General features: G+C 66.2%; 32 protein-coding genes. 15 read left to right on the top strand and 17 right to left on the bottom strand.

Features of this window, described 5'->3' with window-relative positions; genetic code table 11:
* Window positions 1-5 precede the first annotated feature (5 nt).
* The 4 genes from AUL30_RS16655 (at window position 6) to AUL30_RS16640 (ending at window position 2499) form a co-directional block, all read left to right on the top strand.
* Window positions 6-572, top strand: coding sequence for a biotin transporter BioY (locus AUL30_RS16655; RefSeq protein ID WP_062229116.1), 567 nt, complete (start codon window positions 6-8; stop codon window positions 570-572).
* The gene (locus AUL30_RS16650; RefSeq protein ID WP_062229027.1) at window positions 569-1243 is read left to right on the top strand and encodes an energy-coupling factor ABC transporter ATP-binding protein; all 675 of its coding nucleotides are present in this window, start codon (window positions 569-571) and stop codon (window positions 1241-1243) included. The genes AUL30_RS16655 and AUL30_RS16650 overlap by 4 nt, the downstream gene beginning before the upstream one ends.
* Window positions 1240-1827 (top strand): energy-coupling factor transporter transmembrane component T family protein, encoded by a 588-nt coding sequence (locus tag AUL30_RS16645; RefSeq protein ID WP_062229026.1) that lies wholly within the window; start codon window positions 1240-1242, stop codon window positions 1825-1827. The genes AUL30_RS16650 and AUL30_RS16645 overlap by 4 nt, the downstream gene beginning before the upstream one ends.
* A 63-nt stretch (window positions 1828-1890) precedes the next feature.
* Entirely contained in the window at window positions 1891-2499 is a 609-nt protein-coding gene (locus AUL30_RS16640; RefSeq protein ID WP_062229025.1) for an LOG family protein, read from the top strand.
* On the opposite strand, the gene rarD is transcribed toward AUL30_RS16640, so the two are convergent.
* The 4 genes from rarD to cysS all read right to left on the bottom strand — a co-directional run bounded on the left by rarD (window position 2483) and on the right by cysS (window position 6408).
* Window positions 2483-3430 (bottom strand): EamA family transporter RarD, encoded by a 948-nt coding sequence (gene rarD / locus AUL30_RS16635; RefSeq protein WP_062229024.1) that lies wholly within the window; start codon window positions 3428-3430, stop codon window positions 2483-2485. The genes AUL30_RS16640 and rarD overlap by 17 nt on opposite strands.
* 97 nt (window positions 3431-3527) lie before the next feature.
* Window positions 3528-4010, bottom strand: a complete 483-nt coding sequence (locus AUL30_RS16630; protein WP_062229023.1) for a GFA family protein — start codon at window positions 4008-4010, stop codon at window positions 3528-3530.
* The gene (gene pip, locus AUL30_RS16625; protein WP_244490876.1) at window positions 4007-4963 is read right to left on the bottom strand and encodes a prolyl aminopeptidase; all 957 of its coding nucleotides are present in this window, start codon (window positions 4961-4963) and stop codon (window positions 4007-4009) included. The genes AUL30_RS16630 and pip overlap by 4 nt, the downstream gene beginning before the upstream one ends.
* 14 nt (window positions 4964-4977) lie before the next feature.
* The gene (gene cysS, locus AUL30_RS16620) at window positions 4978-6408 is read right to left on the bottom strand and encodes a cysteine--tRNA ligase (RefSeq protein ID WP_062229021.1); all 1431 of its coding nucleotides are present in this window, start codon (window positions 6406-6408) and stop codon (window positions 4978-4980) included.
* A 260-nt stretch (window positions 6409-6668) separates the two neighbouring features.
* Here cysS and AUL30_RS16615 point away from each other — a divergent pair, with 260 nt between their 5' ends.
* A complete protein-coding gene (locus tag AUL30_RS16615; RefSeq protein WP_062229020.1) occupies window positions 6669-6854 on the top strand; it encodes a hypothetical protein in 186 nt (61 codons plus the stop codon).
* Between the two features lie 12 nt (window positions 6855-6866).
* On the opposite strand, the gene AUL30_RS16610 is transcribed toward AUL30_RS16615, so the two are convergent.
* A complete protein-coding gene (locus AUL30_RS16610; RefSeq protein ID WP_062229019.1) occupies window positions 6867-7595 on the bottom strand; it encodes an SOS response-associated peptidase in 729 nt (242 codons plus the stop codon).
* 59 nt (window positions 7596-7654) lie between these two features.
* Between AUL30_RS16610 and AUL30_RS20015 the strand changes: the two genes are divergently transcribed.
* The 4 genes from AUL30_RS20015 (at window position 7655) to AUL30_RS16590 (ending at window position 9783) form a co-directional block, all read left to right on the top strand.
* Window positions 7655-8119 carry an NUDIX domain-containing protein gene (locus tag AUL30_RS20015; protein ID WP_244490875.1) on the top strand — a complete coding sequence of 155 codons (465 nt, stop codon included), beginning with the start codon at window positions 7655-7657 and terminating at the stop codon, window positions 8117-8119.
* Window positions 8116-8529, top strand: a complete 414-nt coding sequence (locus AUL30_RS16600) for a TIGR02301 family protein (RefSeq protein ID WP_083508009.1) — start codon at window positions 8116-8118, stop codon at window positions 8527-8529. Before AUL30_RS20015 ends, AUL30_RS16600 begins: the two co-directional genes overlap by 4 nt.
* Before the next feature lie 173 nt (window positions 8530-8702).
* Window positions 8703-8963, top strand: a complete 261-nt coding sequence (locus AUL30_RS16595) for a hypothetical protein (protein WP_062229016.1) — start codon at window positions 8703-8705, stop codon at window positions 8961-8963.
* Window positions 8929-9783 (top strand): hypothetical protein, encoded by an 855-nt coding sequence (locus AUL30_RS16590; RefSeq protein WP_062229015.1) that lies wholly within the window; start codon window positions 8929-8931, stop codon window positions 9781-9783. The genes AUL30_RS16595 and AUL30_RS16590 overlap by 35 nt, the downstream gene beginning before the upstream one ends.
* Before the next feature lie 10 nt (window positions 9784-9793).
* Here the strand turns inward: AUL30_RS16590 and AUL30_RS16585 are convergent, their stop codons facing one another.
* A complete protein-coding gene (locus tag AUL30_RS16585) occupies window positions 9794-11128 on the bottom strand; it encodes a dihydroorotase (protein WP_062229115.1) in 1335 nt (444 codons plus the stop codon).
* Window positions 11129-11237: 109 nt separating this feature from the next.
* Between AUL30_RS16585 and ygfZ the strand changes: the two genes are divergently transcribed.
* The 3 genes from ygfZ to AUL30_RS16570 are packed head-to-tail and all read left to right on the top strand — an operon-like array spanning window position 11238 to window position 13234.
* Window positions 11238-12071: a CAF17-like 4Fe-4S cluster assembly/insertion protein YgfZ gene (gene ygfZ, locus AUL30_RS16580; RefSeq protein WP_062229014.1), complete on the top strand. Its 834-nt coding sequence runs from the start codon at window positions 11238-11240 to the stop codon at window positions 12069-12071.
* Window positions 12068-12694 carry an HD domain-containing protein gene (locus AUL30_RS16575; protein ID WP_062229013.1) on the top strand — a complete coding sequence of 209 codons (627 nt, stop codon included), beginning with the start codon at window positions 12068-12070 and terminating at the stop codon, window positions 12692-12694. The genes ygfZ and AUL30_RS16575 overlap by 4 nt, the downstream gene beginning before the upstream one ends.
* Before the next feature lie 24 nt (window positions 12695-12718).
* Window positions 12719-13234 carry a tyrosine phosphatase family protein gene (locus tag AUL30_RS16570; protein ID WP_062229012.1) on the top strand — a complete coding sequence of 172 codons (516 nt, stop codon included), beginning with the start codon at window positions 12719-12721 and terminating at the stop codon, window positions 13232-13234.
* On the opposite strand, the gene recO is transcribed toward AUL30_RS16570, so the two are convergent.
* The 9 genes from recO to rpoZ all read right to left on the bottom strand — a co-directional run bounded on the left by recO (window position 13212) and on the right by rpoZ (window position 20810).
* Window positions 13212-13949: a DNA repair protein RecO gene (gene recO / locus AUL30_RS16565; RefSeq protein WP_062229011.1), complete on the bottom strand. Its 738-nt coding sequence runs from the start codon at window positions 13947-13949 to the stop codon at window positions 13212-13214. The two genes, AUL30_RS16570 and recO, sit on opposite strands and share 23 nt — an antisense overlap.
* Before the next feature lie 24 nt (window positions 13950-13973).
* Complete coding sequence (era, locus tag AUL30_RS16560) at window positions 13974-14906, bottom strand: GTPase Era (protein ID WP_062229010.1); 933 nt, start codon at window positions 14904-14906, stop codon at window positions 13974-13976.
* A gap of 68 nt (window positions 14907-14974) precedes the next feature.
* Window positions 14975-15664: a ribonuclease III gene (gene rnc / locus AUL30_RS16555; RefSeq protein ID WP_062229009.1), complete on the bottom strand. Its 690-nt coding sequence runs from the start codon at window positions 15662-15664 to the stop codon at window positions 14975-14977.
* Window positions 15665-15677: 13 nt separating this feature from the next.
* Window positions 15678-16406 carry a signal peptidase I gene (lepB, locus tag AUL30_RS16550; protein WP_062229114.1) on the bottom strand — a complete coding sequence of 243 codons (729 nt, stop codon included), beginning with the start codon at window positions 16404-16406 and terminating at the stop codon, window positions 15678-15680.
* Between the two features lie 79 nt (window positions 16407-16485).
* Window positions 16486-16896: a holo-ACP synthase gene (acpS, locus tag AUL30_RS16545; protein ID WP_062229008.1), complete on the bottom strand. Its 411-nt coding sequence runs from the start codon at window positions 16894-16896 to the stop codon at window positions 16486-16488.
* Window positions 16893-17432 carry a DUF2062 domain-containing protein gene (locus tag AUL30_RS16540; protein ID WP_062229007.1) on the bottom strand — a complete coding sequence of 180 codons (540 nt, stop codon included), beginning with the start codon at window positions 17430-17432 and terminating at the stop codon, window positions 16893-16895. Before AUL30_RS16540 ends, acpS begins: the two co-directional genes overlap by 4 nt.
* Before the next feature lie 8 nt (window positions 17433-17440).
* A complete protein-coding gene (pyrE, locus tag AUL30_RS16535; protein WP_062229006.1) occupies window positions 17441-18019 on the bottom strand; it encodes an orotate phosphoribosyltransferase in 579 nt (192 codons plus the stop codon).
* 33 nt (window positions 18020-18052) lie between these two features.
* A complete protein-coding gene (locus tag AUL30_RS16530; protein WP_062229005.1) occupies window positions 18053-20269 on the bottom strand; it encodes a RelA/SpoT family protein in 2217 nt (738 codons plus the stop codon).
* Between the two features lie 139 nt (window positions 20270-20408).
* Window positions 20409-20810 carry a DNA-directed RNA polymerase subunit omega gene (gene rpoZ / locus AUL30_RS16525; protein WP_062229004.1) on the bottom strand — a complete coding sequence of 134 codons (402 nt, stop codon included), beginning with the start codon at window positions 20808-20810 and terminating at the stop codon, window positions 20409-20411.
* Window positions 20811-21082: 272 nt separating this feature from the next.
* Between rpoZ and AUL30_RS16520 the strand changes: the two genes are divergently transcribed.
* Both AUL30_RS16520 and AUL30_RS16515 read left to right on the top strand, forming a co-directional pair.
* Complete coding sequence (locus tag AUL30_RS16520) at window positions 21083-21682, top strand: LabA-like NYN domain-containing protein (RefSeq protein WP_062229003.1); 600 nt, start codon at window positions 21083-21085, stop codon at window positions 21680-21682.
* Window positions 21683-21690: 8 nt separating this feature from the next.
* A complete protein-coding gene (locus AUL30_RS16515) occupies window positions 21691-22365 on the top strand; it encodes a uracil-DNA glycosylase (protein WP_062229002.1) in 675 nt (224 codons plus the stop codon).
* A 15-nt stretch (window positions 22366-22380) separates the two neighbouring features.
* On the opposite strand, the gene smpB is transcribed toward AUL30_RS16515, so the two are convergent.
* Together smpB and dapA are read right to left on the bottom strand one after the other, a co-directional pair.
* The gene (gene smpB / locus AUL30_RS16510) at window positions 22381-22854 is read right to left on the bottom strand and encodes an SsrA-binding protein SmpB (protein WP_062229001.1); all 474 of its coding nucleotides are present in this window, start codon (window positions 22852-22854) and stop codon (window positions 22381-22383) included.
* A gap of 90 nt (window positions 22855-22944) precedes the next feature.
* Window positions 22945-23826 (bottom strand): 4-hydroxy-tetrahydrodipicolinate synthase, encoded by an 882-nt coding sequence (gene dapA / locus AUL30_RS16505; protein ID WP_062229113.1) that lies wholly within the window; start codon window positions 23824-23826, stop codon window positions 22945-22947.
* Window positions 23827-24097: 271 nt separating this feature from the next.
* On the opposite strand from dapA, the gene AUL30_RS16500 reads away from it, so the two are divergent.
* Window positions 24098-26311 (top strand): lytic transglycosylase domain-containing protein, encoded by a 2214-nt coding sequence (locus AUL30_RS16500; RefSeq protein ID WP_244490874.1) that lies wholly within the window; start codon window positions 24098-24100, stop codon window positions 26309-26311.
* The last annotated feature ends 29 nt before the right edge of the window (window positions 26312-26340 follow it).

The raw sequence follows: 26340 nt of genomic DNA, 5'->3' as shown, positions 1-26340 counted from the left end.
CGCGCATGGAAACCCGCGACATCGTCCAGATTGCCCTCTTCGCCGCCCTGATGGCGGTTCTGGGCCTGTTCCCGCCGCTCATGCTGCCGGCGATCGGCGTTCCGATCACGGCGCAATCCATGGGGCCCATGCTGATGGGCGGCATCCTCGGCGCCCGCAAGGGCGGGCTGTCCATGCTCCTGTTCATACTCCTGGTCGCCATCGGCCTGCCGCTCCTGTCCGGCGGGCGTGGCGGGCTGGGCGCGCTGATCGGCCCCTGGTCGGGCTTCATCTATGGCTGGCTGGCCGGCGCCGTGGTCACGGGCATCCTCACCGAGCGCGTCTACCGCCGCCTGAACTACCCGCTGGCCTTCGTCTCTTCAGCAGTGGGCGGCATTCTCGTCGTCTACGGCGTGGGCGTAACTTGGTACGCAGTCGCCTCCGGCGTTCCGATCCCGGCCGCCTTCGTCACCTCTGCCATGGTGTTCCTTCCGGGCGACATCATCAAGGCCGGGCTGGCCGCAGCCATCATCGTGACCGTGCGCCGCGCCTATCCCTTGATCCGCAATCCGCACGGCGCCGCACGGCCTTGATCCGGCTGCGGGACGTCTGGCTGACGCGCGGCGAGCGCGTCGTCCTGTCCGGCCTGACCATCGACCTGCCGGAGCGGCGGGTCGGCATTATCGGCGCGAACGGTTCGGGCAAGAGCAGCTTTGCACGGCTTTTGAACGGCCTTCTGTTGCCGGACCGAGGCGATGTCCGCATCGGCGCCCTGGATACGCGCGCCGACGGGCGCGCGGTGCGGCGCAAGGTGGGGTTCCTGTTCCAGAACCCGGACAACCAGATCGTCTATCCGACGGTCGGCGAGGATCTCGCCTTCGGCCTGCGCAGCCACAAAATCGCGAAAGAGGAACATGCCGCCCGCATTGCCGAGGCGCTGGCCGCGCGCGGATTGTCCGGCATGGAAGACCGGCTCGTGCACGAATTGTCGGGTGGCCAGAGGCAGCTTGTCGCGCTGGCCGGCATCCTGATCCTGCAACCCGATGTCCTGGTACTGGACGAGCCGACCGCGCTGCTCGATCTTGCCAATACGCGCCGGCTCATGCGCACGCTCGATGCGCAAGCAGCGCAGATCGTGATGGCGACGCACGATCTTTCCCTCCTCGACCATTTCGAGCGTGTCCTGTGCTTTGAGGATGGCGCCATCGCCTTCGACGGGGCGCCGGATGCCGCGCGCCGGTATTATGTCGAGCGGAACGCATGATCGCCGGCCTGTACATTGCCGGCGACAGCGTCCTGCACCGCGCCAGGCCCGGCCACAAGCTGGCAGCGCTGGCGCTGGGGGCGACACTGGCGATGCTCCTGCCAGGGCTTGCCGCGGCTTGCGGGGTGCTTGTCTGCGTGCTTCTTCTCTATGCGCTTGCCGGCCTGCCGCTTCGGGTGCTGGGGCTGCAGCTTCGCCCTCTCCTCCCCGTGCTCATCCTGATCGGCGTGACACAGGCCCTGATGGGCGATGCGGCGGCGGTGCCGGCCGTGCTGGTCCGGCTGACGGCGCTGATCCTCGGCGCGGGGCTCGTCACCCTGACGACGCGCAGCCTGGATATGGTCGCCGCGCTGGAGCGGGGCTTGCAGCCCCTGCGCTTCATGTTGCGGCCCGACCGTGTCGCCCTGGCGGTTTCCCTGGCGATCCGCTTCATCCCCGTGCTGGCGGCCATCCTGGCCGAGGTGCGCGAGGCGCAGAAGGCGCGCGGCCGTGAGGGTCACTTCCTGGCACTGGCGGTGCCCATCACCATACGGGTCCTGAAGATGACCGACGAGGTCGCCGAGGCGATCGACGCCAGAGGCTGATCACGGTTGCGGCGCACAATGTCGCGCTTGACTTGCCGGGCTCTGTCGGCGGATTTTGGGATCATGACAGCGATTCGATCCATCTGCGTCTATTGCGGCTCGTCCGCCGGACGCGTCCCCTCCTATCTCGACGCCGGAACCGCCCTCGGCACCGCCATGGGCGAAGCGGGCATCCGCCTTGTCTATGGAGGCGGCACGCGCGGCATCATGGGCGCGGTGTCCGAAGGCGTCATCGCCGCGGGCGGCCAGGTCACCGGCATCATTCCGCGCTTCCTGATCGACATGGAAGCCACGGAAAGCGAGTTGAAGCGCCTCGACGAGCTGATCGTCACATCCGACATGCACGAGCGCAAGCACGCGATGTTCGAGCGTTCCGATGCCTTCGTCGCCCTGCCGGGCGGCATCGGCACACTGGAGGAACTGGTTGAGATCATGACCTGGGGTCAGCTCGGCCGCCACCGCAAGCCGATCGTGATCGCCAATATAGACGGGTTCTGGAACCCGCTGGCCAAGCTCATCGACCATATGAGCGCCGAAGGCTTCATCCACACCTCGCACCAGGTGCGGCCGCTGGTGATCGACCGGGTGGAGGATATCATACCCGCTATCCAGGCGGCAGCCGCTCACGACGCGGCGGATGGCGGCCGGGAAGAGATCATAGAGAAGCTTTGATCGAGGCCTCGCGGCGCTCGCGGTTCTGCCGCCGGCCATCGGCGACGAGCGACCATGTGTAGAGTACCAGCGCCGACCAGATGAAGCCAAAGGCCACCAGCCGGCCGAGCCCGAAGGGCTCGCCGAAAAGGAAGACAGCCGTCAGAACCAGAAGCGTCGGCACCATATATTGCAGGATGCCGATGGTCGACAGGTTGAGCATCCGCGCGCCGGCCGCATAGAGAATCAGCGGGATCGCGGTGAGCGGCCCCGAGCCGATCAGCAGCGCCGTTGCGCTCGGCGAAGACAGGAAATGGCCCTCGCCCCGCACCGTCAGCCACAGGATGATGGCGAAGGCCGGCAGAAACAGGATCATCACTTCCAGAAGGAAGCCTTCCGCCGCCCCGATCGGGATCATCTTGCGCAGGAGCCCATAGGTGCCGAAGGTCAGAGCGAGGATGAGCGAGATGATCGGCAAACCGCCGGCCGCCACGGTCATGATGCCGACGCCGATGCTGGCGAGCCCGATGGCGAAGAGCTGGACCCGGGTCGGCCGCTCGCCCAGGAAGATCGCCCCCAAGAGAATGCTCACCAGCGGATTGATGTAGTAGCCGAGCGCCGCCTCGACCATCTGGTCATGGGCGACGGCATAGACATAGGTTCCCCAGTTCACGGTGATGATGCTGGCCGTCAGCGCGGCCAGCCCGAGGTAGCGGGGCTTCAGAAAGGCCCGCATGCCGCGCAGAAGGCCGCGCCACCACAGGAGGCCGGCGGCGAAGGGGACAGCCCAGACGATTCGGTGCGCCACGATCTCCAGCGTCGGGAACTGGCCGAGCGCCTTGAAGTAAAGCGGAACGACCAGACCCCAGATGAGGTAGGCGCCAATGGCCGCCGCAAAGCCGCGGCGCGTATCGTCGCGCGCGGTTGATCCTGTCTGTGGTGCGTCTTGCATGAATTGGCCCTGGGCGGTCGCGCCTCGATACTGTTCGCTCTAGCACTTTCGGTGCAGCCGCGGGATGCAATATCGTCATGCAATCGATCAGCGTGGCTTATGATGAGCGCGTCGGCTCCGCATCGTGATCCGGGTGCTGGTAGCTCTCCAGCGCGGCAAGCCAGGGAAGCGCCGCATGGTCCTGCGTGGTATCCCGCATCGGAAGCGTGGGAAGGCTGTCGGCATAGGGCAGCTTGCCCTCCACGCCGAACTGGATGGTCGGCACGATGGCCGCCGGATCGTCGAAGGCGCCGATGGCCAGCGCCACGCCATCGGGCGCCTCGTAGGTCAGGGGCGTCCCACAGGCCGGGCAGAAGCCACGCTCCACATGCGAGGAGGAGCGGAACCGCGCCGGCTCCGCCTTCGTCCAGCGCAGGCTTGCCTGCCCGATGCTCACCAGCGGCGCGAAAAGGTTTCCGAAAGCTTTCTGGCACATGCGGCAATGGCAGACGGACGCATCGCTTAAGGCACCCTCGACGGTGAAGCGCACCGCGCCGCACTGGCACCCGCCCTTGAAAAGCGGCCTGTTGTCCAAGGTCATGTCTTTCCCTCCAGTTGGCCCGCGAAGCGGTTGGTGGCGTCCACGAGGCAGGTGAGCGTGCCGGGCTCGGAGAAGGCGTGACCGGCATCCTCGACGATCCGCAGCACGGAGCCTGGCCATGCCTTATGGAGGGCCCATGCCGTCGTGGGGGGCGTGACGACATCATAGCGCCCCTGCACGATGGTGCCCGGCACGCCGATGAGCCGGCCTGCTTCTTCGATGAGCTGTCCGTCGCGCAGGAAGACGTCGTGGTGGAAGTAATGGTTCTCGATCCGCGCGAAGGCGATCGTCGCCTCGCCTGCCGGGCCGGAGACGCCGGACGCCATGGGTATGCTGCGCATGGACACCGTCTTGGCTTCCCAGTCGGTCCAGGCGCGGGCGGCCTCGGCCCGCACGGCCCGGTCGGGTGCTGTTAAAAGCGCGCGATAGGCGGCAATGGGATTGGCGCGGCCCATGGGCGACAACGGCGCCAGGAAGCGTTCCCACTCCTCCGGAAACAGGTTGCTGGCGCCGGAGCGGTAGAACCAGTCGAGTTCCTGCCGCCGGCCGGTGAAGACGCCCCGCAGGATCAGCCCCATCACCCGCTCGGGATGCGCCTGCGCATAGGCGAGCGCCAGCGTCGCCCCCCATGAGCCGCCGAAGACCAGCCAGCGCTCGGCACCGGTCAGGCGGCGAAGGCTTTCGATATCGGCCATGAGATGCGCCGTGGTGTTCGCCTCGAGCCGGCCGAGCGGTGCGGAGCGGCCGCAGCCACGCTGATCGAACAGGAGAATACGGTAGCGCGCGGGATCGAAGAGCCGGCGGTGGACCGGGCCGCAACCGCTGCCGGGGCCACCATGCAGGAAGACGACCGGAATACCGTCCGGATTGCCACAGAGTTCGTAATACAGGACATGGCCGTCGCCAACGTCGAGCCGCCCTTGCCGGTAAGGCTCGATTGCGGGGAACAGCACGCTGGCGCCATCCTTCATCGATTCACTTCCCAATCGGTCCGGCGCTCCCCGGTGGCGGGGTCCCGGCCATCCTTGAGCTGGATGCCATCGGCCGCCAGCTCCGCGCGGATCGCGTCGGCCGCCGCGAACTCCTTGCGCTTCAATAGATCGAGACGCTCGGCGATGCGCGCAAGATGGTGCGGCGCAAGTTCGTCGGCGCGCAAGGCTTCGATCCCCATCAACCGCAGACTGGCCAGCGCCTCCACCGGCTGCCCTGCATCGAAGAGTTCATGCACCCGCGCCAGCGCTGCAGAGGTGGACAGATCGTCCTTCAGCGCATCGAGGAAGGCGTCGTCGGGCCGGGCATCGTCCGGCAGGCTCACAAGCCCCGCCCCCCGCGCCAGCCGCTCCCAGCGGTCGAGTTCCCGCACGGATTCGGCAAGGCGCGCGGCGGTGAAATCGAGCGGCTCGCGATAATGCGTCTTCAAGAGGGACAGGCGGACAGCATCGCCGGGCCACCGCCGGCCGCCGACGCGCTCGGTCTGGAGAATGTCGTGGATGGTGATGAAATTGCCCTCGGACTTCGACATCTTGCGGCCTTCCACCTGCACGAAACCATTGTGCAGCCAGACATTGGCCATGCGATCCGTCCCGTGGGCGCAGCAGGATTGGGCAATCTCGTTCTCGTGGTGCGGGAAGATCAGGTCCAGCCCACCGCCATGAATGTCGAAGACCGGGCCCAGATGCACCTCGCTCATGGCCGAGCACTCGATATGCCAGCCGGGGCGGCCCTTGCCGGCAATGCCTGCCGGTGATTCCCAGCCCGGCTCTTCCATCGTGGACGGCTTCCAGAGGACGAAGTCGGTCGGGTCCTTCTTGTAGCCTGCCACCTCGACCCGGGCGCCGGCAATCATCTCGTCCAGGCTGCGGCCGGACAGGCGGCCGTAATCGGGCATGGACGGGGTATGGAAAAGGACGTGATCCTCCGCGACATAGGCATGCCCCCGTTCCACAAGACGTTCGATCATGGCGCGCATGGCGTCGATATGATCGGTCGCCCGCGGCTCGATCGTGGGCGCCAGCGCGCCCAGCGCCGCAATGTCCGCATGGAACTGGCGCGTCGTTTCCTGCGTCACGCGGGCGATGGCCGCGTTCAGTGGAAGATCGGGAAAGTCGCGGGCCGCGCGCGCGTTGATCTTGTCGTCCACATCCGTGATGTTCCGGGCGTAGATCACTGCCTCCGCCCCATAGAGATGGCGCAGCAGGCGGAACAGAAGATCGAAGGCGACGACCGGACGGGCATTGCCGATATGGGCGTAGTCGTAGACGGTGGGGCCGCAGACATACATGCGCACGCGGCGCCGATCTTGCGGCAGCTCGGCCGTCGACCAGTCCAGCGGCCGGAACGCTTCCTTGCGCCGTGTCAGTGTGTTGGTGAGGTTCAGGCCTCTAAATCCGTCGTCCATGCGTATGCCCCTATCGTCCAGACCGGATTGCTAGACCATTTCGGCACGCGGCGAAACGTTCCCGCGCCATGCTGCGCCTGCGCGTTAAGACTTTGTCTTTTTCTTGCGGGCCGTGGCTGAGTTGTGACATTCACGGAACATTACACGGTTTTTACTTTTTGTTAGCTGTGTTCAGCAATATTCGCGCGCACATTGCCCAATTGCCGACGCAGTTTAAGTCTTGGTTGCAGGCCGGGACGAAAAGCCAACGGAACAGATCGATGAAGATGAATATCCAGACCCACAAGCCCTTCCGCTCCAGGCGCGAGCGCGAGCAGGAGGTGGACCTGGTCAAGAAGTACCGGGGAATCGGGATCGCGGCCGTTGCCGCCGCGGGTTCGCGGACGGACGCAATGGCCGCTCCGGTTCGCAAGCCGGCCCCTGCCACGGTCGAAGCCGTCGATTGATCGCCTGGCGGATCAACCGGGCGGACGCTCGCCTCCCGGCGCTTGCCGATCGGCTGGCGCCTGCACGTCCGGCGACAGGTTCGCCACGGAATTGACGCGGTCGGACACACGTTCGATGGCCAGTTCGGCCGTGGGCCGGCGCATGCAGATGGCGGCAGCCTCGTCTGCGCCCACGCTCAGGCAATCCAGCCATCCCGCCTCCCCGTCCGGCGCCAGCAGAACGGGTTCACGCGGGCCCAGCGGCGCAAGTCGGCCGGTCGACGTGCGTGTCAGCAGCGCGACCGTATCGATCTCTCCGCCATCGGGCGCCATGTAGGTTTCGAGCAGGCCCGCAAGGGCCATCATGCGCCCGTCTGCCGGCTGCACGTAATGCGGAACCGCAGCGCCCTCGGCAGGGCCTTTGACCCAGGCGTAGAAGCCGCTGGCCGGTACGATGCAGCGGCGGTACAGGAAGGCGGCGCGAAAGGCGTTGCGCTCCAGAACGGTTTCGGCCCGTGCATTGTACAGAAGCGGTGCTGCGGACGGGTCGCGGCACCAGGACGGGATCAGCCCCCACCGCGCCAGCATGGCCTGGTGCCCGGGCCGGTATGCTTCCGGGCGCTGCCCCTTGCCGCCGATGACGATGAGGATCGGCTGCGTCGGGGCGATGTTGTAACGCGGTGGAAACGGCTCCACCTCCGCAATGGCGAAGCGCGCGGCGACGGCGGCGGCAGGATGGGTCAGGCTGAAGCGTCCGGTCATGCCCCATGGTTCGGCCGGCGCGCCGCCGCGGTCAAGCGCGCAAGGACGGAAAGGCCAGGATGCGACAAGAGCCCATGGACCAGAATGCGGTAACGGCCGCATCCGCCTGCCTTGCCCTGGGCGACCGGTTCGTCCTGGTGCGCCGCGCTCACGCGCCCATGGCCGGGCTATGGAGCTTTCCGGGCGGTAAAGTGCAGCCGGGCGAAACGCCTGGCGCCGCGCTGGAGCGGGAGATCAGGGAGGAAACCGGGCTCGTGGTCCGCGCCATGGGGTTCATGGCCGTGCACAGCGTCCTGACCCATCGGATCGGCGTTCACTGGGCCTGCGCCGAAGGCGTGCCGCAGGCCGGCGGCGATGCACAAGCCCTGCGCCTGGCCAGGCTGGACGAGATCCGGGCCCTCGATGCGGCAGGCCAGACGACGGGCGGCCTCGGGGATTTCGTAACCATGGCCATCGGTTTCATGGCTAGGACGGCGGAACCGCTTGCAGATATGCCCGCCGATGGGCGAGGCTCACCGGCATGAACACGCGCTCTGGAAAAGGTATCTGTCTGGCGCTGGCTGCAATCATGCTGGCCGGGGGTGCCCATGCGCAGGAGCCGGCGACGGCTGCGCCGGCAGCACGCCAGGAGCCTGCGCCCTATATGCGGCCGCTCGGCCGGCTGGCCGGCATTCTGGGCTCCATCCACTATTTGCGCACCCTGTGCGGGGCCGACGATGCCAATAGCTGGCGCGACAGCATGAACGAGATCCTGGCCACCCAGCATCCAAGCGATGCGGAGCGCCGCGTGCTCACGGCGCAGTTCAATGGCGGCTACCGGGCGTTCGAATCCACCTATCGCGATTGTACACCATCGGCGGAACTGGCGGTCCGGCGCTATCTGGACGAGGGGGAAAGCCTCGCCGCGGACATCGCATCGCGCTATGGCAACTGACGACAGGCGGTGCGCCCCGGCGGCGTGCTCGAGCTTAGCGGCGGCCCTCTTATCCAAGCGTTAACGGCGGGATGGCACTTAACGTTAAATCGCGCTTGTTGCGCGCATGCCCTTTTCAAGGGGCCCATTTGCAGCTTAAACGGTTCCTTAAAGCAGAATGAAGGGCGTGCTTGATGATCGATCTGCATGGGGCCGAACTGGACGAAGCCGTGGCCGCCGAAAAGAAGCAGGTCGCCTTCGAGTATCACAACGAGGCCTGGGCCGACGGGATCTCGGACGGCATCGAAGCTGAAATCCTGGCGGAGACCGCCATTTCGACCGCATTGACCGAGCTGGTGCGCCGGCATGGCGAAGCCGAGGTCCTGGAGCTTGTCGATGCGTTACGGACGCGGATCGAGCATGGCGAGTTCCGCGGTGACCGTAATCTTCAATAGACGTGTCGCGGCGCTGAAGGCTCCCCTTGCCTGGCTTGCCGCCTGTCTGACCCTGCTCCCGGCGGGGGCGTCGAGCTTTTCCCTCATCCAGCCCGAGGACGGGATCTTTCAGCGGCGGGACGGCATCGTCACCGTACCCTTGCCGCCGCTGCCGGACCAGCGCCGCCCGGCCGAGCCCTCGGCCCGCGATTTCGACGATGGCGATCCTCTGCCCAATACGCGCGGGCCGGCACATATACCGGGCTCCTCCATCGGTGACGATCGTCCCGAGCCGGAGGCTCCCTCCCCCGACGGTGCGCCGGACGATACCACCGCGCCGCAAGGCATGATCCCCTTTGCCGATGATGGCGCGCCGCTGCCCGTTGCCTACGGCGACGATGGGCTGCCCACGCCCGTGCGCGATCTGCGCCACAAGCTGATGGAGATTGCCCGCAGCGGCGACGTGGAGAAGCTGCGGCCCTATCTTGAAACCGGCGCAGAGCCGACGGCACTGTCGCCGCAGCCCGTCGAGGGCGATCCCATCACGCTGTTGAAGGACGCCTCGGGCGACGGCGATGGCGTGGAGCTCATGGCCATCCTTCTGGAAGTGCTCGAAAGCGGCCATGTGCGCATGGACCCCGGCGAAGAGAGCGAGATCTTCGTCTGGCCCTATTTCACGCAGGTTCCGATGGACTCGCTCGACAAGCGCCAGCTCGTCGAGCTTTTCGAGCTCGTCACGGCGGGCGACTACCAGCGCATGCTGGAAGTCGGCGCCTATGATTTCTACCGCGTCGGCATATCGCCCGCCGGCCGGCTCGAATTCTTCCTGATGGCGGATTAGGCGGGGCCGATCAGCCCCGCGGCAGGCATTCGACGAAACGCGCCGGCGCCCCGCGCGCAGCTTCGACAAGCTCACCCTCCCACATGACCTTCGCGCCCCGCACGAAGGTGCCGACCGGCCAACCCGTGACGCTCACCCCGTCATAGGGCGTCCATTGCGAGCGCGAGCCGATCCAGCCGTTGCGGATCGTCTCACGGCGCTTCAGGTCCACGATGGTCAGGTCCGCATCGTAGCCGACGGCGATGCGCCCCTTGCCGGCCAGCCCGAAAATGCGCTGCGGGCCTGCCGAGGTCAGATCCACGAAGCGGGACAGGCTGAGGCGCCCCTGCGCCACATGATCGAGCATGATGGGGACGAGGGTCTGCACCCCGGTCATGCCGGAGGGCGAAGCCGGATAGGGTTTGGCCTTTTCCTCCAGCGTGTGGGGGGCATGATCCGAGCCGAGCACATCCACCACGCCACTGGCGATTCCCTGCCAGATGCCGTCCCGATGCGCCGCCGAGCGCACCGGCGGGTTCATCTGCAACAGGGTGCCGAGGCGTGCATAGTCGGCATCGCTCATCGTCAGATGGTGGGGCGTTGCCTCGCAGGTGGCATAGTCCTTGTGGTCGGCCAGATAGGCGATCTCCTCGGCCGTGGAAATGTGCAGCACATGGATGCGCGCCCCCGTTTCCCGGGCAATGCGCACGAGCCGCTGCGTCGACTGCAGGGCGGCGACGACATCGCGCCAGACGGGATGCGAGGCGGGATCGTTTGCGATGCGCTCGCCCATACGCTCGCGCAGGCGATACTCGTCCTCCGAATGGAAGGCGGCGCGGCGGCGCGTGCGACGCAGGATCTCCCGCACGCCGGCATCGTCCTCCAGAAGCAGGCTGCCCGTGGACGACCCCATGAAGACCTTGATGCCCGCAGCTCCTGGCAACCGCTCCAGCTCCGCCACATGGGGCGCGTTGTCCCGTGTGCCGCCAACCCAGAAGGCGAAGTCGCAATGCATGCGGTTTCGTCCGCGGGCGACCTTGTCGGCGAGGGCTTCCTCGCTCGTAGTCAAGGGATCGGTGTTCGGCATTTCGAAGACGGTCGTCACGCCACCAAGGACCGCCGCGCGCGAGCCAGTCTCCAGGTCTTCCTTGTGGGTCGGCCCCGGCTCGCGGAAATGGACCTGGCTGTCGATGACCCCCGGCAGGATGGTGAGGCCCGTGCAGTCGATCACCTCCCCCGCGGCGTCGGGCGCAATGCTGCCGATATGGGCGATCCGCCCGCCGACAATGCCGAGATCGGTCACGGCCTGGCCGCTCTGATTGACCACGGTCCCGTTCCTGAGAACCCTGTCGAAGACTTCGGCCATGCCTGTTCCCTCTGTGGCGATTGTCGGCCCCTGCGCGATACAGCCATGGGCGCGGTTGCGCAACCGCTGCTCCTTGGCCATATCTGACGCATCGCTACAGGACACGACCATGCCCTCTGCCCCACTTCAAGACCGCGCGACGCTGTCCGTCACCGGGCCCGACGCCATCCCCTTCCTGGACAATCTCGTCACCGCCAAGCTCGATGACCTGGCCGCCGACGAGGCGCGGCCGGCCGCCCTCCTGACACCGCAGGGCAAGATCCAGTTCGACTTCCTAGTATCGCCCATCCCCGGCGGCCTGCGGCTCGACGTGGCGGCAGGCGCCCGCGACGCGCTGGCCCGCCGGCTTGCCCTCTACAAGCTGCGGGCGAAGGTCGAGATCGCGCCGCTGGACGAGGCCGTGGCCACCGCCTGGGACGAAGCGCGGGAGGGCGTGCGCGATATGCGCTTTCCCGATCGTTCGGTCCTGCGCCTGTACGGCCCCGCCGCCAGTGGCGCGCATGGGGATGCTGGCGACTTCCGCGCCTTGCGGATCGCGGCAGGGGTTGCCGAGGCAGAGGCCGACTTTCCCGCCGCCGACGTCTTCCCGCACGATGTCCTTTTGGACCAGAATGGCGGCGTGTCCTTCCGCAAGGGCTGTTACGTCGGGCAGGAGGTCGTCTCCCGCATGCAGCACCGCGGCACGGCGCGGCGCCGCATCATGGTGCTGCGAGCGGAGCGGCACATCACCCCCGGTGCCAATGTCGAGGCTGGCGGCAAGACCATCGGGACCGTCCTGTCCTCTGCCGACACGGTCGCCATGGCGATGATGCGGATCGACCGGCTTGCCGACGCCCTCACCGCGGATCTGCCGCTGACGGCGGACGGCGCTCCGGTCGAGGCGGAGGTGCCCGCATGGGCCGGCTACAGCCTGCCACAGCCCGGGACGGCGGAAGAGGCATGAGCCGGGCGGCGGCACCGCGCGTCTGGCAACGCATGCTGTCGGGGCGGCGCCTCGACCTGATCGACCCCTCGCCTCTCGATATCGAGATCGAGGACATCGCCCACGGCCTGGCGCGCGTTGCGCGCTGGAACGGCCAGACGCGGGGTGCGCACGCCTTCTCGGTGGCGCAGCATTCGCTGATCGTGGAGGCCCTGGCCGGGCGCCGGCTTGCCGATCCGCGATGGCGCTTGGCAGCCCTCCTGCATGACGGGCCGGAATATGTGATCGGCGACATGATTTCGCCCTTCAAGGGCGTTCTCGGCAACGACTATCGCAGCATCGAGACCCGGCTCCAGGGCGCCATCCACCTGCGCTTCGGACTGCCGCGCGCCGTGCCGAAGGATGTCGCACGCGTCATCAAATCGGCCGACAAGGTTTCCGCCTATTACGAGGCGACACTCCTGGCCGGCTTCACGGAGGCGGAGGCCAGGTCCCTGTTCTGCCGGCCACCGCAGGACGGGCCGGAGCCCGAATGGTTCGCGCCGCGCCCGGCGGAAGAGGTCGAGGCGGCGCTGGTCGCACGTTTCCACGCGCTGGACGCGGCCCTGAATGCCGGCTCGCAGGAGCCGGCCATTGCCGGGTAGCGCATCGCAAGACGGAGTTGATCCATGTCCTATCTCGTCGTGTCATCCCTGGCCGACCTGCCGAAAACCGTCGCAGAGCATGGCGCGCTGCATCTGGTCACCTTGATCAACGCCGACACGCCTGTGACCCGGCCGGACACGATCCACGCCGAGCGGCATCTGTTCCTCGGCATGAACGACATCGCGGCACCGATGGACGGCATGACCTTGCCGGGAGAAGACCATCTGGACCAGCTCATTGCCTTCGGCCATGCCTGGGACCGGCACCAGCCGCTCGCCGTCCATTGCTGGGCCGGCATATCGCGCTCGACGGCGGCTGCCTATATTCTGGCACTGGCGATCAATCCCGCGCTGGACGAGGATGCGTTGGCACGTGAGTTGCGCCGGCGTGCGCCATCCGCCACGCCCAATCCCCGGCTGATCGAACTGGCCGATCGCAGGCTCGAGCGCCAGGGGCGGATGATCGCGGCGATCCGTGGGATCGGCCGAGGCGCGGACGCTTTTTCCGGAACGCCCTTTACCCTGCCGCTGACGCTTTAGCTGCCCGCCCCAGGGCCGCAATGAAGCCGGACCGGGCATGCGGCTCGGCCATGTTGCGGGGGATCCAGATGTTGCGGTTCAGGAAATGGCCCGTCAGCGCGAAGCCGTCGAGAAGATCCTGCAACGTGGCCGGGCCATCCTCCACGATGCAGGCGGGCAGCGGCAAAAGCCGCTCGGACCATGGGGCGCCCGCCTGTGCCGTCACGGCACGCCCCGTGCGCGGAGACACGAAGGCAAGGCCCCGCGTTTCGCCCGTCAGCGCACAGGCCGTCAGGTCGAGGCCGAGCCCCATTTCCTCCAGAAGCGCCAGTTCGAAGCCCAGCATGGCCCCGCCGGCACGATCCGGCGCATCGATGATGGTCAGGATGTGCAGGCACGCATCGTAGAGGCGCTCATGCGGATCGCGTTCGGGCAAAAGGCGCATATGGGCCGCGAGGAGCTGGACGCCTTGCAGTGCAAGCGCGCTGTCCATCACGCTGGCCGCCCGCATTTCGACCGGCTCGAGCGTGAGCGTACCCAGATGTTCGTCCAGCCGGGCGCGCCAATTGGCCTCCACCCGGTTGCCGGGCTGCAGCACGGGCTGCTGCCGGCGGGAACGCCCGCCGCGCACCAGGCCGAGATGGCGCCCGCGCGAGCGCGTCATCAGTTCGGCGACGACGCTCGTTTCACCGTGGCGGCGAACTCCGAGTATGATGGCCTCTTCACGCCACTCCATCGCCGCCACTCGTATAGGTTGACGTCAGGACGAGAAATCCAGCCCCATCTCCCGATAGCGCTCCGGATCGTTGCTCCAGTTCTCACGCACCTTGACGAACAGGAACAGGTGGATCTTCTGCTCCGCCGCCTCGGCGATCTCCACCCGCGCCGCCTGGCCGATGGCCTTGATCGTTTCGCCCTTGCGGCCGAGGACGATGGCCTTCTGGCTGTCCCTCTCCACGTAGATGGTCTGCTCGATCCGCACCGAGCCGTCGGGACGCTGTTCCCAAAGCTCCGTTTCCACGGTCGAGGCGTAGGGAATTTCCTGGTGCAGGCGCAGGAAGAGTTTCTCACGCGTGATCTCAGCGGCGAGCTGGCGCATCGGCAGGTCGGAGATCTGATCTTCCGGGTAGTACCAGGGACCGTGCGGCAGCGCCTGCGCAAGATAGGCCATCAGGTCCGCGCAGCCCGAGCCCGTCAGGGCCGAAATCATGAAGACGCGCTCGAAGGGCATGCGCTCGGACAGGTCCTGCGTCAGAGCCAGGAGCTTTTCACGCTTGATCCTGTCGACCTTGTTCAACAGGAGCACGACCTTCTGCCGGGCATTCTTGAGCCGCTCCACGATGGTTTCGACATCGGGGGATATGCCGCGTTCGGCATCGATGATGGCCAGGATCAGATCGGCATCCTTGGCGCCGCCCCAGGCGGTTCGCACCATGGCGCGGTCCAGGCGCCGGCGCGGCTCGAAGACGCCCGGCGTATCAACGAAAACGATCTGCGTCTGCCCTTCGATGGCGATGCCGCGCACGAGGGCCCGGGTCGTCTGCACCTTGTGCGTGACGATGGAGACCTTCGTCCCGACGAGCTGGTTGACGAGCGTCGACTTGCCCGCATTCGGGGCGCCGATCAGGGCCACGAAACCGGAGCGCGTTTCGACGGGCGCCGCTGCGTCGCCGGGGAGAGTAGGTTCGTTCAAAGTGCTGACTTCTCTTCTCTTCATGCACACATCCTGCCGCATTCTACGCGACATGGCGGCAAAAATCTTCAACCTTCCGGCCAGACGCCTTCGCGCATCAGGATGGCTTCGGCGGCTTGCGTTTCGGCCTGCCGCTTGGAGCGGCCCTGCCCGGTCGCCGGTTCGACGCCCTCGACCGTGGCGCTGACCGTGAAGACGGGCTCATGATCCGGCCCGCTTCGATCCAGAAGCGCATAGGATGGCGGCTTGCCGACCCTGCGATGGGCCCATTCCTGCAGTTCCGTCTTGGGGTCACGCCGGCCGGCGGCCTTGAGCGTCAGGCGGTGTTCCCAATGTTTCAGGACGAAGTCCCGGGCCGCTGCATAGCCATGATCGAGATAGATGGCGGCGATCAGCGCCTCGACCACGTCCGCCCGGATGTTGCGCGTGCGCTGAGCCGACAGGTTGTTCAACTCCCCGCCATGGCGGATGAACCGCGACAGGCCGATCTCGTCCGCGACCGCACCGCAGGTCTCGGCCGAGACGAGGAGGTTGAGCCGTACGGACAGTTCACCCTCGGGCGCTTTGGGGTAGATCTGAAAAAGCCGTTCCGCAATGGCGAGGCCCAGGATGCGATCCCCCAGGAACTCGAGCCGTTCGTAATTGGCGTCCTCCCGCCCGTGGCGCAGGCTCGCATGGGTCAGCGCCATCTGCAGCCGCCGCCGGTCGGCGAAGGTCAGTCCGATCAAGGTTTCCAGGCTTTGGAGCGCGTCGGTCAAGGCGACGGCCCCGTCAGCTCAGCCAGGTGAAGAAACGCCCGACGCGCAGATCCGTCGGCCAGCGCCAGAACTTCAGGGCCCAGTCACCATCGAGCGAGAAGAAGATGATCTGCGCCTTGCCGACCAGGTTCTCGAAGGGGACGTAGCCGACGCTGCCGCGGCTGTCGTCGGAATTGTCGCGATTGTCGCCCATCATGAAATAATGACCGTCCGGCACGACGAACTCGCGGGTGTTGTCTGCCATGGTGGTCGTCTTGTCGAGCGTGATGTAGCTGACGCCGTTGGGCAGCGTCTCGCGATATTGCGGGACCTCGATGCCGCTGTCTTCGGTGAAGAAGCCGTCCGGCTCCTTCGGGACGGCCGTGCCGTTGATGTACAGAACGCCATCGCGCATCTGGATCCGGTCACCCGGCAGGCCGATCAGACGCTTGATGAAGTCGACATCCGTATCGCTCGGCTTGCGGAACACGATGACATCGCCGCGCTCAGGCTCCGAGCCGAGCACCCGCCCTTCGAAAAGGTCGGGCGAGAAGGGCAGCGAATAGCGGCTGTAGCCGTAGCTCCATTTGGTCACGAGCACGTAATCGCCCACCAGGAGCGTCGGCATCATCGAACCGGACGGAATCGAAAAGGGCTGGACGATCAGGGTGCGGATCACCAGCGCCAGCGCAACGGCCTGGACGATGGCGACGACCACTTCGAAGAAGCTCGAACCTGCTTTTTTCTCGGCCTGCTCAGCCATATGCATTCCTTTGTCTGCCGCACCCGCCGCGGCCGGTTCCATGCTCTAAAGTGTTGTCCGCTTTTGGGCAATCACCGCATTAACCTTTCGTCCCGGCCGGCACGGCCTCGATGATGACGAAGGCCTGGGCCAGGGGGTGGTCGTCGGTGATGGTCAGGTGGATGCGCGCTTCCATGCCCTGCGGCAGCATGCGGGCGAGTTGCGCGGCGGCGCCACCCGTCAGCGCCATGGTCGGCTGGCCGGACGGCAGGTTGACCACGCCCATGTCACGCCAGAAAACCCCGCGCGACAGGCCGGTGCCGAGTGCCTTGGCACAGGCCTCCTTGGCGGCAAAGCGCTTGGCATAGGATGCCGCACGCTGCTTGCGCCGGTTGGAGCGTGCCTGTTCGACGGGCGTGAAGACCCGGTTTTCGAAACGGGCGCCGTGGCGCTCCAGCGCCGATTCCACCCGCCGGATATCGATGAGGTCGCTGCCGATCCCGATGATCATCGACCATCCAGTCGCGTCTTGCCGCGGCCGGCCTGGTAGGTCTTCACCGCGCTGTACAGAATGCCATAGGCGATGACCGCCGCGACGATGCCGATGATGACCGAGCCGATGAGCATGGGTTCCAGATAGGGCTTCCAGATGGCATCGACATCCATCGACGCCAGGGCCTCGCCAATGCCCTTCGGGGACGCCACGGGCACGCCGCCGGTGATCAGCCGCCCGAGCTCGTAGGTGCCGGCCCAGATCATCGGGAAGGTGAGAGGATTGGCGAGCGCGGTTCCGAGCACCGCAGCGGCCATGTTGCCCGACAGGCAATAGGCGATTGCCAGCGCCATGACGATATGGCCGCCAAGGAGCGGGCTGAAGGAGGCAAAGACCCCGGCCGAGAAACCCGCCGCGATGGCGTGTGGCGTGGCCTTCAGGCGCAGCACGCGCTTCTTGAAATAGCCGAGCGAGCGCCGCCAGGAGCGGCGTGGCCAGAGCCACAGGCGCACCCGTTCCTGCAGTGTTTCGGGTTTGCGGCGTCGGAACAGCATGGCAGGGCCTAAAGCGAGCGGCTGCCCGGCTTGACCGGCGGGATCGCGGCCAGCTCGGGCGGAAGCGCATCCGCCGGATAGGCCGGCACCTCATATTGCGCAAGCGCGATCAAAGGAACGCCCACATCCGACTTGCCGGCAGAGCGATCCACGATGCAGGCCGCGGCGACCACCTCGACACCGATCTCGGCCAGCGCCTCGATGGTCTCGCGGATGGACAGGCCGGTGGAGACGATATCCTCCACGATGACCACCCGTGAGCCCAGCGCCACCTCGAAGCGGCGGAGCCGGAAACGCCCGTTCTCCCGCTCGACATAGATGGACGGCACGCCGAGATGGCGTGAGGTTTCATAGGCCGGAATGAGGCCGCCAACGGCGGGGCCGACGACGTAGTCGATCGTACCGGACACCTCTGCCCGGATGCGCTCCGCAAGGGCCCGGCACAGCCGCTCGGTCAAAGCGGGGTGCATGAAGACGCGCGCCTTCTGCAGGAAGATCGGGCTGCGCAGGCCGGAGGTAAGGATGAAATGCCCTTCCAGATAGGCACCGGCCTGGCGGAAGATATCGATGACCTCGGATTGGTTCACGCTGCTTCATCCTTCATGCGGGGGGTCGTGCTTTCAGCCGTTGACGCGGACGACATCGGTGACGCAAGCCTTGCCGCGAAGCTGGTTGAGGGTCCGGTTGAGATGCTGGAGGTTCCATACCTCAAGGTCGATCAGCATGACAGCGATATCCGGCGCCGACGACACGGTCATCAGCCGCGAGATGTTGGCATCGTTCAGCGCCGTCGTCTCGGCGATCTCGGCCAGGGCGCCCGGCTCGTTCAGGGCCGAAATGCGCACTCGCGCCGGAAAGCGCATGGTCATTTCGGCATCAAGGTCCCAGCGTATGTCCACCCAGCGCTCCGGCTCGTCCTCGAAGGCGGCCAGGGCGGGCGACTGGATGGGGTAGATGGTGATGCCCTTGCCGGCTTCCAGAATGCCGATGATGCGATCCCCGGGGACCGCACCGTCCGGGCCGAAATGGACGGGCATGTCGTCGGCCACGCCGCGGATCGGCAGTGACGCGCCGGGTGCCCCCTCCCCCTGTTCCTCGCCGGGAATGCGGAAGATCATGCCGGTGGCGCTGCGCAGGCTGAACCAGCCGCTTTCGTCGGATTTCACCCCCGGCCGTGCCGCGCGCGTATCCTGATAGTCCGGGTGGACGGCGCGCAGCACGTCGGCGGAGGCGATCTCTCCGCGGCCCACCGCCGCCAGCGCGTCCTCCACCTCGCGGTGGCCGAGCTTTGCCAGAAAGGGCTTCAGCCCATCGCGGGAGAAGGTCTTGCCGGCCCGCTGGAAGCTGCGCTCCAGAATCTGTTGGCCGAGCCCGGAATATTGCCGCCGGATCGCCATGCGCGTCGCCCGCCGGATGGCCGAGCGCGCCTTGCCGGTGACGGCGATGGTTTCCCAGGCCTGCGGTGGCGTTGCCGCCTTGGACCGGATGATCTCGACCTCGTCGCCGTTCTGCAGCTCGGTGACGAGCGGCATAATCCGACCGTCGATCTTGCAGCCCACACAGGTATCGCCGACATCGGTATGGACGGCATAGGCAAAATCGATGGGCGTGGCGCCGCGCGGCAGGGCGATCAGGCGTCCCTTCGGCGTGAAGCAGAAGACCTGATCCTGAAACAGTTCGAGCTTGGTGTTTTCCAGGAACTCTTCCGGCGTATCGCCCTGGTTCAGAAGGTCGATGGTGCGCCGCAGCCAGGCATAGGCGCTCGATTCGTTGGCGAGCCGGCGGTCCTGCTCGTCGCCGTCGATGCCGTCCTTATACAGTTCGTGGGCGGCGATACCGTATTCGGCGATCTCGTGCATGGCGCGGGTGCGGATCTGCAGTTCGACGCGCTGGCGGGACGGGCCGACGATGGTCGTGTGCAGCGAGCGGTACCCGTTCTGCTTGGGTATGGAGATGTAATCCTTGAAGCGGCCCGGCACCATCGGCCAGGTGCAGTGGACGATGCCGAGCGTGCGGTAGCACTCCTCCTCGGTCTCCACGATGACGCGGAAGCCGAAGATGTCGGACAACTGCTCCAGCGACAACGCCTTGCGCTGCATCTTCGAAAAGACCGAATAGGGCTTCTTCTGGCGTCCGGACACGTCGGCATGGATGCCGCTTTCGGCAAGCCGGTCCGACAGGACGCGCTCGATCTCGTCGATCGTGCCGGCATGCCGCTCCTTCAGCTCCTCGAGGCGCGCCGTGACGGTTTCATAGGCTTCGAGGTTGGTATGCTTGAAGGAGAGATTCTCCAGCTCCTCGCGCATGTCCTGCATGCCCATGCGCCCGGCCAGCGGCGCATAGATATCCAGCGTTTCCTGGGCGATCCGCGCCCGCTTCTCGGGCCGCATCACCCCGATCGTGCGCATATTGTGCAGCCGGTCGGCCAGCTTGACCAGGAGGACGCGGATATCGTCGGCGATGGCCAGCAGCAGCTTGCGCAGGTTCTCGGCCTGCTCGGCCTTTTTGGAGACGAGCTCCAGGCGCTTGAGCTTGGTCAGGCCTTCGACGAGCTGGCCGATCTTGGCCCCGAAGAGATGGTCGATCTCCTTGCGGGTGGCGTCGGTATCCTCGATCGTATCGTGCAGAAGCGCGACGGCGATGGTCGCTTCGTCGAGATGCAGATCCGTCAGGATGGCGGCGACTTCGAGCGGATGGGAAAAGTAAGGATCACCACTCGCCCGCTTCTGCGCGCCGTGCTTCTGCATGGCATAGACATAGGCCCGGTTCAGCAGAGCTTCGTCGAGGTCGGGCTTGTAGGCCGCTACGCGTTCGACGAGTTCATACTGACGCATCATGGCAGGCGCTCGGATCCGGTCGTTCGACAAAGGCAAGAAGGCGTGCCGGTGATTCCGACACGCCCTCCCAACATATAGGTCCTGTTACCCGCCGGCCGAAAGACCCCTGGCCTGCCATGATGCGGCGGGTGACCGGCGATCAGTAGTCGTCGTTCTTTTCCGGCGGAACCAGACCCTCGATGCCGGCCAGGAGATCGTCCTCGGACATGCGGTCGAAGGTGATCGATTCCGGCTCGTCGTCCTGACCCGCCTGGGTGATCGCCGCCTGCGGCTGGGCAGGCTGGGCGTTCGGAGCCGGCTCCGGCTCGTCCACCTCGACATGCTTCTGCAGCGAGTGGATCAGGTCTTCCTTCAGATCGTCGGGCGACAGCGTCTCATCGGCGATCTCGCGCAGGGCAACGACGGGGTTCTTGTCGTTGTCGCGATCGATCGTGATGGGCTGTCCCTGCGAAATCTGGCGTGCACGATGGCTGGCGAGGAGAACGAGTTCGAAGCGGTTCTCGACCTTATCGACGCAATCTTCTACGGTGACGCGGGCCATGCCTGTCTCCTCGGTCAAAGAGATTGAATGGGTTGAAGCCGCATCCTTTAACGCCTTGCCCCCGGCATGACAAGGGCTCGGCGGACAAGGCGCATCATGCAACTGCACCGGTGCCCTGCAAAGAATACGGGAATGTGCCTGTCCGACCGGCAAACGAACGCATTGGCTTTTGCCCCGATTACGGTTATCGTCGCCGCAATTCCAGGACGCAGCAGCGATTACGCGCCCCGGCGGACGATTTGCGACAAAATAATTTTCATGACGAAGGTCTTATGCACGTTTTCGATTCCCGCGAGAAGATTGCCCTGTTCATAGACGGCGCGAACCTTTACGCGACCTCCCGAAACCTTGGTTTCGACATTGACTACAAGAAGCTTCTGACCGCGTTCCAAAAGCGTGGCTATCTCTTGCGTGCCTATTATTACACGGCGCTTGTCGAAGACCAGGAATACTCCTCCATCCGCCCGCTCGTCGACTGGCTCGACTACAACGGATACAAGGTCGTCACCAAGCCGGCGCGCGAGTTCACCGATGCGTCCGGCCGGCGCAAGATCAAAGGCAACATGGATATCGAGCTTGCGCTCAATGCCATGGAGCTGGTCGAGACGGTGGACCATTTCGTTCTGTTTTCCGGCGATGGCGATTTTCGCTCGCTCGTGGCTGCGCTCCAGCGCAAGGGCCGCAAGGTTTCGGTCGTCTCGACCCTCGTCTCGACCCCGCCCATGGTGTCGGACGACCTGCGCCGCCACGCCGACCACTTCATCGACCTGAACTCCCTGCGCGCGGAAATCGGCCGCAATCCCGCCGAGCGGGAAGCACGCCTGGCACGCCGCGCCGAGGCGGAAGCCGATAGCGAAGACGAGCCCGACTGAGCCGCATCATGGCCACGACCCTGCCGGCGGCGGCCTATCCTCCATCGGACTGCCCGATCTGCCCGCGCCTGGCGGCTTTCCGCCACGAATGGCGCGCGAAAGAGCCCGATTGGTTCAATGCGCCGGTCCCACCCTTCCTGCCCGTGGGTGGCGCCGCGAGCGTGCGGCTCCTGATTTCAGGACTGGCTCCGGGCCTGCGCGGTGCCAATCGCACCGGCCGCCCTTTTACAGGGGATTATGCCGGCGACCTTCTCTACAGCACCTTGAAGAGCTTCGGCTTTGCGCGCGGTACCTTCGAAGCGCGGCCCGACGACAGCCTGGAGCTCCTGGAGGCTGCAATCGCCAACGCAGTGCGCTGCGTGCCGCCCCAGAACAAGCCGACCGGGCCGGAAATCAATGCCTGCCGCCGCTTCCTGACGCCGGTCCTGGATTCCCTGCCGGCGCTGACAGTCATCGTCACGCTGGGGCGGATCGCACATGAAAGCACGTTGCGGGCCCTTGGCCTGCGCATGGCCGATGCGCCCTTCAAGCACGGTGCGGCAGCGGATGCCGGGCGATATCGCATCATCGCCAGCTATCATTGCTCGCGCTACAACACCAATACGGGCCGTTTGACGCCAGAGATGTTCCACGACGTTTTCCGCGCCGCGCGCGCCGCCGTGGACTCTGCGCAGGCGCGCTGAGCGCCGACGCAGCCGTCAGGCGCGGCTCGCATCCTTCATCAGGCGCTGCTTCTGACGGTTCCAGTCCCGCTCCTTGATGGCCTCGCGCTTGTCGGGCGCGTTCTTGCCCCGCGCCACGGCGAGTTCCAGCTTGGCCATGCCGCGATCGTTGAAATAGATCTTCAGGGGAACGAGGGTCATGCCATCGCGCTGGACGGCCCCAGCCAGCCGGTTGCGCTGCGTCTTGTGCACCAGCAGCTTGCGCCGCCGCTTGGGCTCGTGATTGAAGCGGTTCGCCTGGAGATATTCGGGGACGAAGGAGTTGATCAGCCAGATCTCCCCGCCCTCTTCGGTCGCGTAGGATTCGGCGATGGTCGCCTTGCCCTGGCGCAGCGACTTCACCTCGGTTCCGGTCAGGACGAGGCCCGCCTCCAGCGTGTCGATGATCTCGTAATGGAACCGCGCCTTGCGATTCTCTGCCACCACGTTCGCCTTGGAGTCCTTGGCCATGCTTGTCCGTTTCGTGCTCGGAAAGGGCCGACGGGCCCTTTCCTCAAAGTCGTTCCGATGCTCTGCAGATGGGGCGTCGGGCCGATCGTTTCAATTCAGGAGCCCGGCGTGGCGGAGCGCCGCGTCGATGGCCTCTTCGGTCGCCCGTTCGATGGATACGAGCGGCAGCCGCAGCGTATTGCGGGCGCGCCCCAGGCGCGACAGCGCATATTTGGGGCCGCCGGGATTGGGCTCCAGGAACAGCGCCTTGTGCAAGGGCATCAGCTTGTCCTGGAGCGCCAGGGCCTTGGCGTGATCGCCCGACAGGCTGGCTTCCTGGAACTCTGCACATAAGCGCGGCGCGACATTGGCCGTCACAGAAATGCAGCCGCGCCCGCCATGCGCGTTGAAGCCGAGTGCGGTCGCGTCTTCTCCCGAAAGCTGGACGAAGTCCGGCCCGCAGGCCAGCCGCTGCTCCGACACACGGTCCAGCTTGGCCGTCGCGTCCTTGACGCCGGCGATGTTGGAGAAATCCTTCGCCAGCCGGGCCATCGTGTCCACGCTCATGTCGATCACCGACCGGGGCGGGATGTTGTAGATGTAGATCGGCAGCGTCACCGCCTGTGCGATCTGCGCATAATGGGCATAGAGGCCGCGCTGGTTCGGCCGGTTGTAATAGGGCGTCACGACCAGGACGCCGTCCGCGCCGGCCTCCTGCGCGGAGCGGGCCAGATCGATGGCTTCGACCGTGTTGTTGGAGCCGGCGCCGGCCATGACCGGAACCCGCCCTCCGGCCACCTCGATGCAGATCTCCACCACGCGCTTGTGCTCGGCATGGGTCAGCGTCGGGCTTTCGCCGGTCGTGCCGACGGGAACCAGACCATGGGTTCCTTCGGCGATCTGCCATTCCACCAAGTCGCGGAAGCCCGCTTCGTCGAGGCTGCCATCCTCGTGGAACGGCGTCACTAGCGCCGTCATCGACCCTCTGAACATGCTGATCATTCTCTCCTGCCGAATGCATGACGCAGACCGCCAGCCGGCAACGGGCCTTTAGCGCACAGCGCCTTTGCCCGCCTGTTGCAGTCGGTGGCACCATAGTAAAGCCGCAAGATTGAAACAAGCGTAACGCGGAGCGCCACCTGTCGTGATCGTTCCGTGACGCTGAGATTTACGGACTCTTCACCTTGGCATGAGAGTTTTGCGCTGCTTAATTTTGAAGACGAGCGCCCGGCATAGCGTGCCCTGCTCGGCCCGAAAGGTTCCGATGAGCGTGCATTCCCGATTCCGCCATTTCGCCCTGCAAACTGCCTTGGCCGGTGTGTTCGTGACCGGCGCGTGGGCGCAATCCGTCCTGCCCGCAGCCGGACCGATGCCGACCCTGCGATCGGGCGCGGCGCCATCGCCCGCCCGGTCGCCCGCACAGGCGCGCGCGCCGATCGATTCCGAGCGGTTCGGCGGCTCGGTGCCGACCCCGCGTCCGACGCCGAACTTCCCCGGCGCGGCGGCGGCGAGGCCCGCCCCGGCCGAGGCGGCGCCCGCAGCCGCGGCTTTCACCTCGTCCATCGCGGCCACCAGCCGGCCGGCTGCCGTGCGCGCCATCAATGGCAGCCTGAAGGAAGGGCTCGACGCCACCCACAACGATATTCCGCGCGCCCGCGCCATCCGCGCGAGCATGGCGCCCAATTCGCTGGACCATAAGATCCTGACCTGGGCGATCGCCCTGAAGGGCGGCCCGGCCGTGCCGGCCACCGAGATCGCCGCCGCCATGCAGGAGCTTGCCGGCTGGCCCGGCATGCAGACCCTGCGTGAGAATTCCGAGCGCGCCTTGTACCGGGAAAACCGGCCGGCCCGTGACATACTGGCGGCCTTCGGCAACAGTGCCCCGCAGACGCCTCAGGGAACGATGGCGCTGGCCAAGGCCCTGATCGAAAGCGGGCAGGCCGGCCGCGCACGCGGGTTGATCACCCAGCTGTGGCGCACCGAGCAGATGGACCGCGGCACCGAGCAGCAGGTCATGACGACCTTCGGCACGCTCCTGACCAAGGACGACCACAAGGCCCGCATGGACATGCTGCTCTATGCCGGCCGCGTGAACGATGCCCAGCGCTTTGCCGGGCTCGCCAATTCCGAAACGCTGTTCCGCGCCCGCGCGGCCTCCATCCGCGGCGATGCCAATGCCGACGCGCTTCTGGCTGCCGTTCCGCGGAGCCAGCACAGTGATCCGAGCTACATGTTCACCCTGGCGGAGAACCTGCGCAAGAAGAACCGGGTCACCGAAGCCGCGAAGATCATGATGAGCGCCCCGCGTGACCCTGCGCAGCTGGTGGACCCGGACGCCTGGTGGAACGAACAGCGCATTATTTCCCGCATGCTTCTGGAGCAGGGCAACCGGCGCGAGGCGTACCAGCTTGCGGCGCGCCATTCCGCTCAAGGCACGGTGGCGCGGGTCGAGGCGGATTTCCATGCCGGATGGTACGCCCTGCGCGCCCTGGGAGATCCGGCGACGGCTTCGCGGCATTTTGCGAAGGTGGCGGAGGTGTCGACGCGCCCCCTAACCCAATCGCGCGCCTATTACTGGATGGGCCGCGCGGCTGAAGCCGGCGGACCCGGCAATGCCCGGCAGTATTACCAGAGGGCCGCGCGGTTCGGCGCCACCTATTACGGACAGCTCGCAGCGGCCAAGCTTGGCGCCCGACCGGGCGAAATCAGCTACCCGCGGCCGAGCAATGCTGACCGGCAGCGCTTCCAGAATCGCGATGCGGTGCGGGCGCTCGTGCGCATGCACCAGATCGGCTCCGACTGGCGCGCGGCGCAGCTCTATCGTTCCCTCGCGGACGAGCTGGACAACCCGGGCGAACTGGCGCTTCTGGCCAATCTGGCCGAGCAGAGGGGCGATCATGCCATGTCGCTCGATGTCGGCAAGCGCGCATATGCGCGCGGCATCGATGCCCCTGCCCTCGCCTTCCCCGTCGGAGTGATTCCGGACAGCGCACGCATTTCGGCGGCGGGCAAGGCGCTGGCCTATGCGATCGCCCGGCAGGAAAGCGCCTTCAACCCCGGCGCCAAGTCGCCGGTGGGGGCGCTTGGCCTGTTGCAGCTCATGCCGGCAACGGCCAAGACGCTGGCGCGGGAAACAGGCGTCGCCTATTCCGAAGCACGGCTCCTGAACGACGTGTCCTACAATGCGCAACTGGGTTCGCGTTATCTCGGCCAGCAGATCGACGCCTTCAACGGCTCCTATGTGCTGACCTTCGCTGCCTACAATGCCGGCCCGCGCCGCGCCCGCGAGTGGATCCAGCGCTTCGGCGATCCGCGCGGCCAGTCCGTCGACGAGGTCGTCGACTGGGTCGAGATGATTCCCTTCACCGAAACGCGCAACTATGTGCAGCGTGTGATGGAGAACTACCAGGTGTACAAGATGCGCCTCGGCGCCGGCTTCTCCATCGAGTCCGACCTGCGCAACGGCCGCCAGGGCTGAGGCCCTCCGCCGGAGGCCTTACATTGTTG

The organism is Aureimonas frigidaquae (genome assembly GCF_001463905.1).
Classification (GTDB): Bacteria; Pseudomonadota; Alphaproteobacteria; order Rhizobiales; family Rhizobiaceae; genus Aureimonas; species Aureimonas frigidaquae.
Note: the sequence above shows the minus strand (reverse complement) of the source record. Positions and strands in the feature narration are given on the sequence as shown.

Coding starts and splice junctions, on each gene's coding strand:
- AUL30_RS16655 (WP_062229116.1), top strand. CDS start 6: ATGGAAACCCGCGACATCGTCCAGATTGCCCTCTTCGCCGCCCTGATG.
- AUL30_RS16645 (WP_062229026.1), top strand. CDS start 1,240: ATGATCGCCGGCCTGTACATTGCCGGCGACAGCGTCCTGCACCGCGCC.
- AUL30_RS16640 (WP_062229025.1), top strand. CDS start 1,891: ATGACAGCGATTCGATCCATCTGCGTCTATTGCGGCTCGTCCGCCGGA.
- rarD (WP_062229024.1), bottom strand. CDS start 3,430: ATGCAAGACGCACCACAGACAGGATCAACCGCGCGCGACGATACGCGC.
- AUL30_RS16630 (WP_062229023.1), bottom strand. CDS start 4,010: ATGACCTTGGACAACAGGCCGCTTTTCAAGGGCGGGTGCCAGTGCGGC.
- cysS (WP_062229021.1), bottom strand. CDS start 6,408: ATGGACGACGGATTTAGAGGCCTGAACCTCACCAACACACTGACACGG.
- AUL30_RS16615 (WP_062229020.1), top strand. CDS start 6,669: ATGAAGATGAATATCCAGACCCACAAGCCCTTCCGCTCCAGGCGCGAG.
- AUL30_RS16610 (WP_062229019.1), bottom strand. CDS start 7,595: ATGACCGGACGCTTCAGCCTGACCCATCCTGCCGCCGCCGTCGCCGCG.
- AUL30_RS20015 (WP_244490875.1), top strand. CDS start 7,655: ATGCGACAAGAGCCCATGGACCAGAATGCGGTAACGGCCGCATCCGCC.
- AUL30_RS16600 (WP_083508009.1), top strand. CDS start 8,116: ATGAACACGCGCTCTGGAAAAGGTATCTGTCTGGCGCTGGCTGCAATC.
- AUL30_RS16595 (WP_062229016.1), top strand. CDS start 8,703: ATGATCGATCTGCATGGGGCCGAACTGGACGAAGCCGTGGCCGCCGAA.
- AUL30_RS16590 (WP_062229015.1), top strand. CDS start 8,929: ATGGCGAGTTCCGCGGTGACCGTAATCTTCAATAGACGTGTCGCGGCG.
- AUL30_RS16585 (WP_062229115.1), bottom strand. CDS start 11,128: ATGGCCGAAGTCTTCGACAGGGTTCTCAGGAACGGGACCGTGGTCAAT.
- ygfZ (WP_062229014.1), top strand. CDS start 11,238: ATGCCCTCTGCCCCACTTCAAGACCGCGCGACGCTGTCCGTCACCGGG.
- AUL30_RS16575 (WP_062229013.1), top strand. CDS start 12,068: ATGAGCCGGGCGGCGGCACCGCGCGTCTGGCAACGCATGCTGTCGGGG.
- AUL30_RS16570 (WP_062229012.1), top strand. CDS start 12,719: ATGTCCTATCTCGTCGTGTCATCCCTGGCCGACCTGCCGAAAACCGTC.
- recO (WP_062229011.1), bottom strand. CDS start 13,949: ATGGAGTGGCGTGAAGAGGCCATCATACTCGGAGTTCGCCGCCACGGT.
- lepB (WP_062229114.1), bottom strand. CDS start 16,406: ATGGCTGAGCAGGCCGAGAAAAAAGCAGGTTCGAGCTTCTTCGAAGTG.
- acpS (WP_062229008.1), bottom strand. CDS start 16,896: ATGATCATCGGGATCGGCAGCGACCTCATCGATATCCGGCGGGTGGAA.
- AUL30_RS16540 (WP_062229007.1), bottom strand. CDS start 17,432: ATGCTGTTCCGACGCCGCAAACCCGAAACACTGCAGGAACGGGTGCGC.
- AUL30_RS16530 (WP_062229005.1), bottom strand. CDS start 20,269: ATGATGCGTCAGTATGAACTCGTCGAACGCGTAGCGGCCTACAAGCCC.
- rpoZ (WP_062229004.1), bottom strand. CDS start 20,810: ATGGCCCGCGTCACCGTAGAAGATTGCGTCGATAAGGTCGAGAACCGC.
- AUL30_RS16520 (WP_062229003.1), top strand. CDS start 21,083: ATGCACGTTTTCGATTCCCGCGAGAAGATTGCCCTGTTCATAGACGGC.
- AUL30_RS16515 (WP_062229002.1), top strand. CDS start 21,691: ATGGCCACGACCCTGCCGGCGGCGGCCTATCCTCCATCGGACTGCCCG.
- smpB (WP_062229001.1), bottom strand. CDS start 22,854: ATGGCCAAGGACTCCAAGGCGAACGTGGTGGCAGAGAATCGCAAGGCG.
- dapA (WP_062229113.1), bottom strand. CDS start 23,826: ATGTTCAGAGGGTCGATGACGGCGCTAGTGACGCCGTTCCACGAGGAT.
- AUL30_RS16500 (WP_244490874.1), top strand. CDS start 24,098: ATGAGCGTGCATTCCCGATTCCGCCATTTCGCCCTGCAAACTGCCTTG.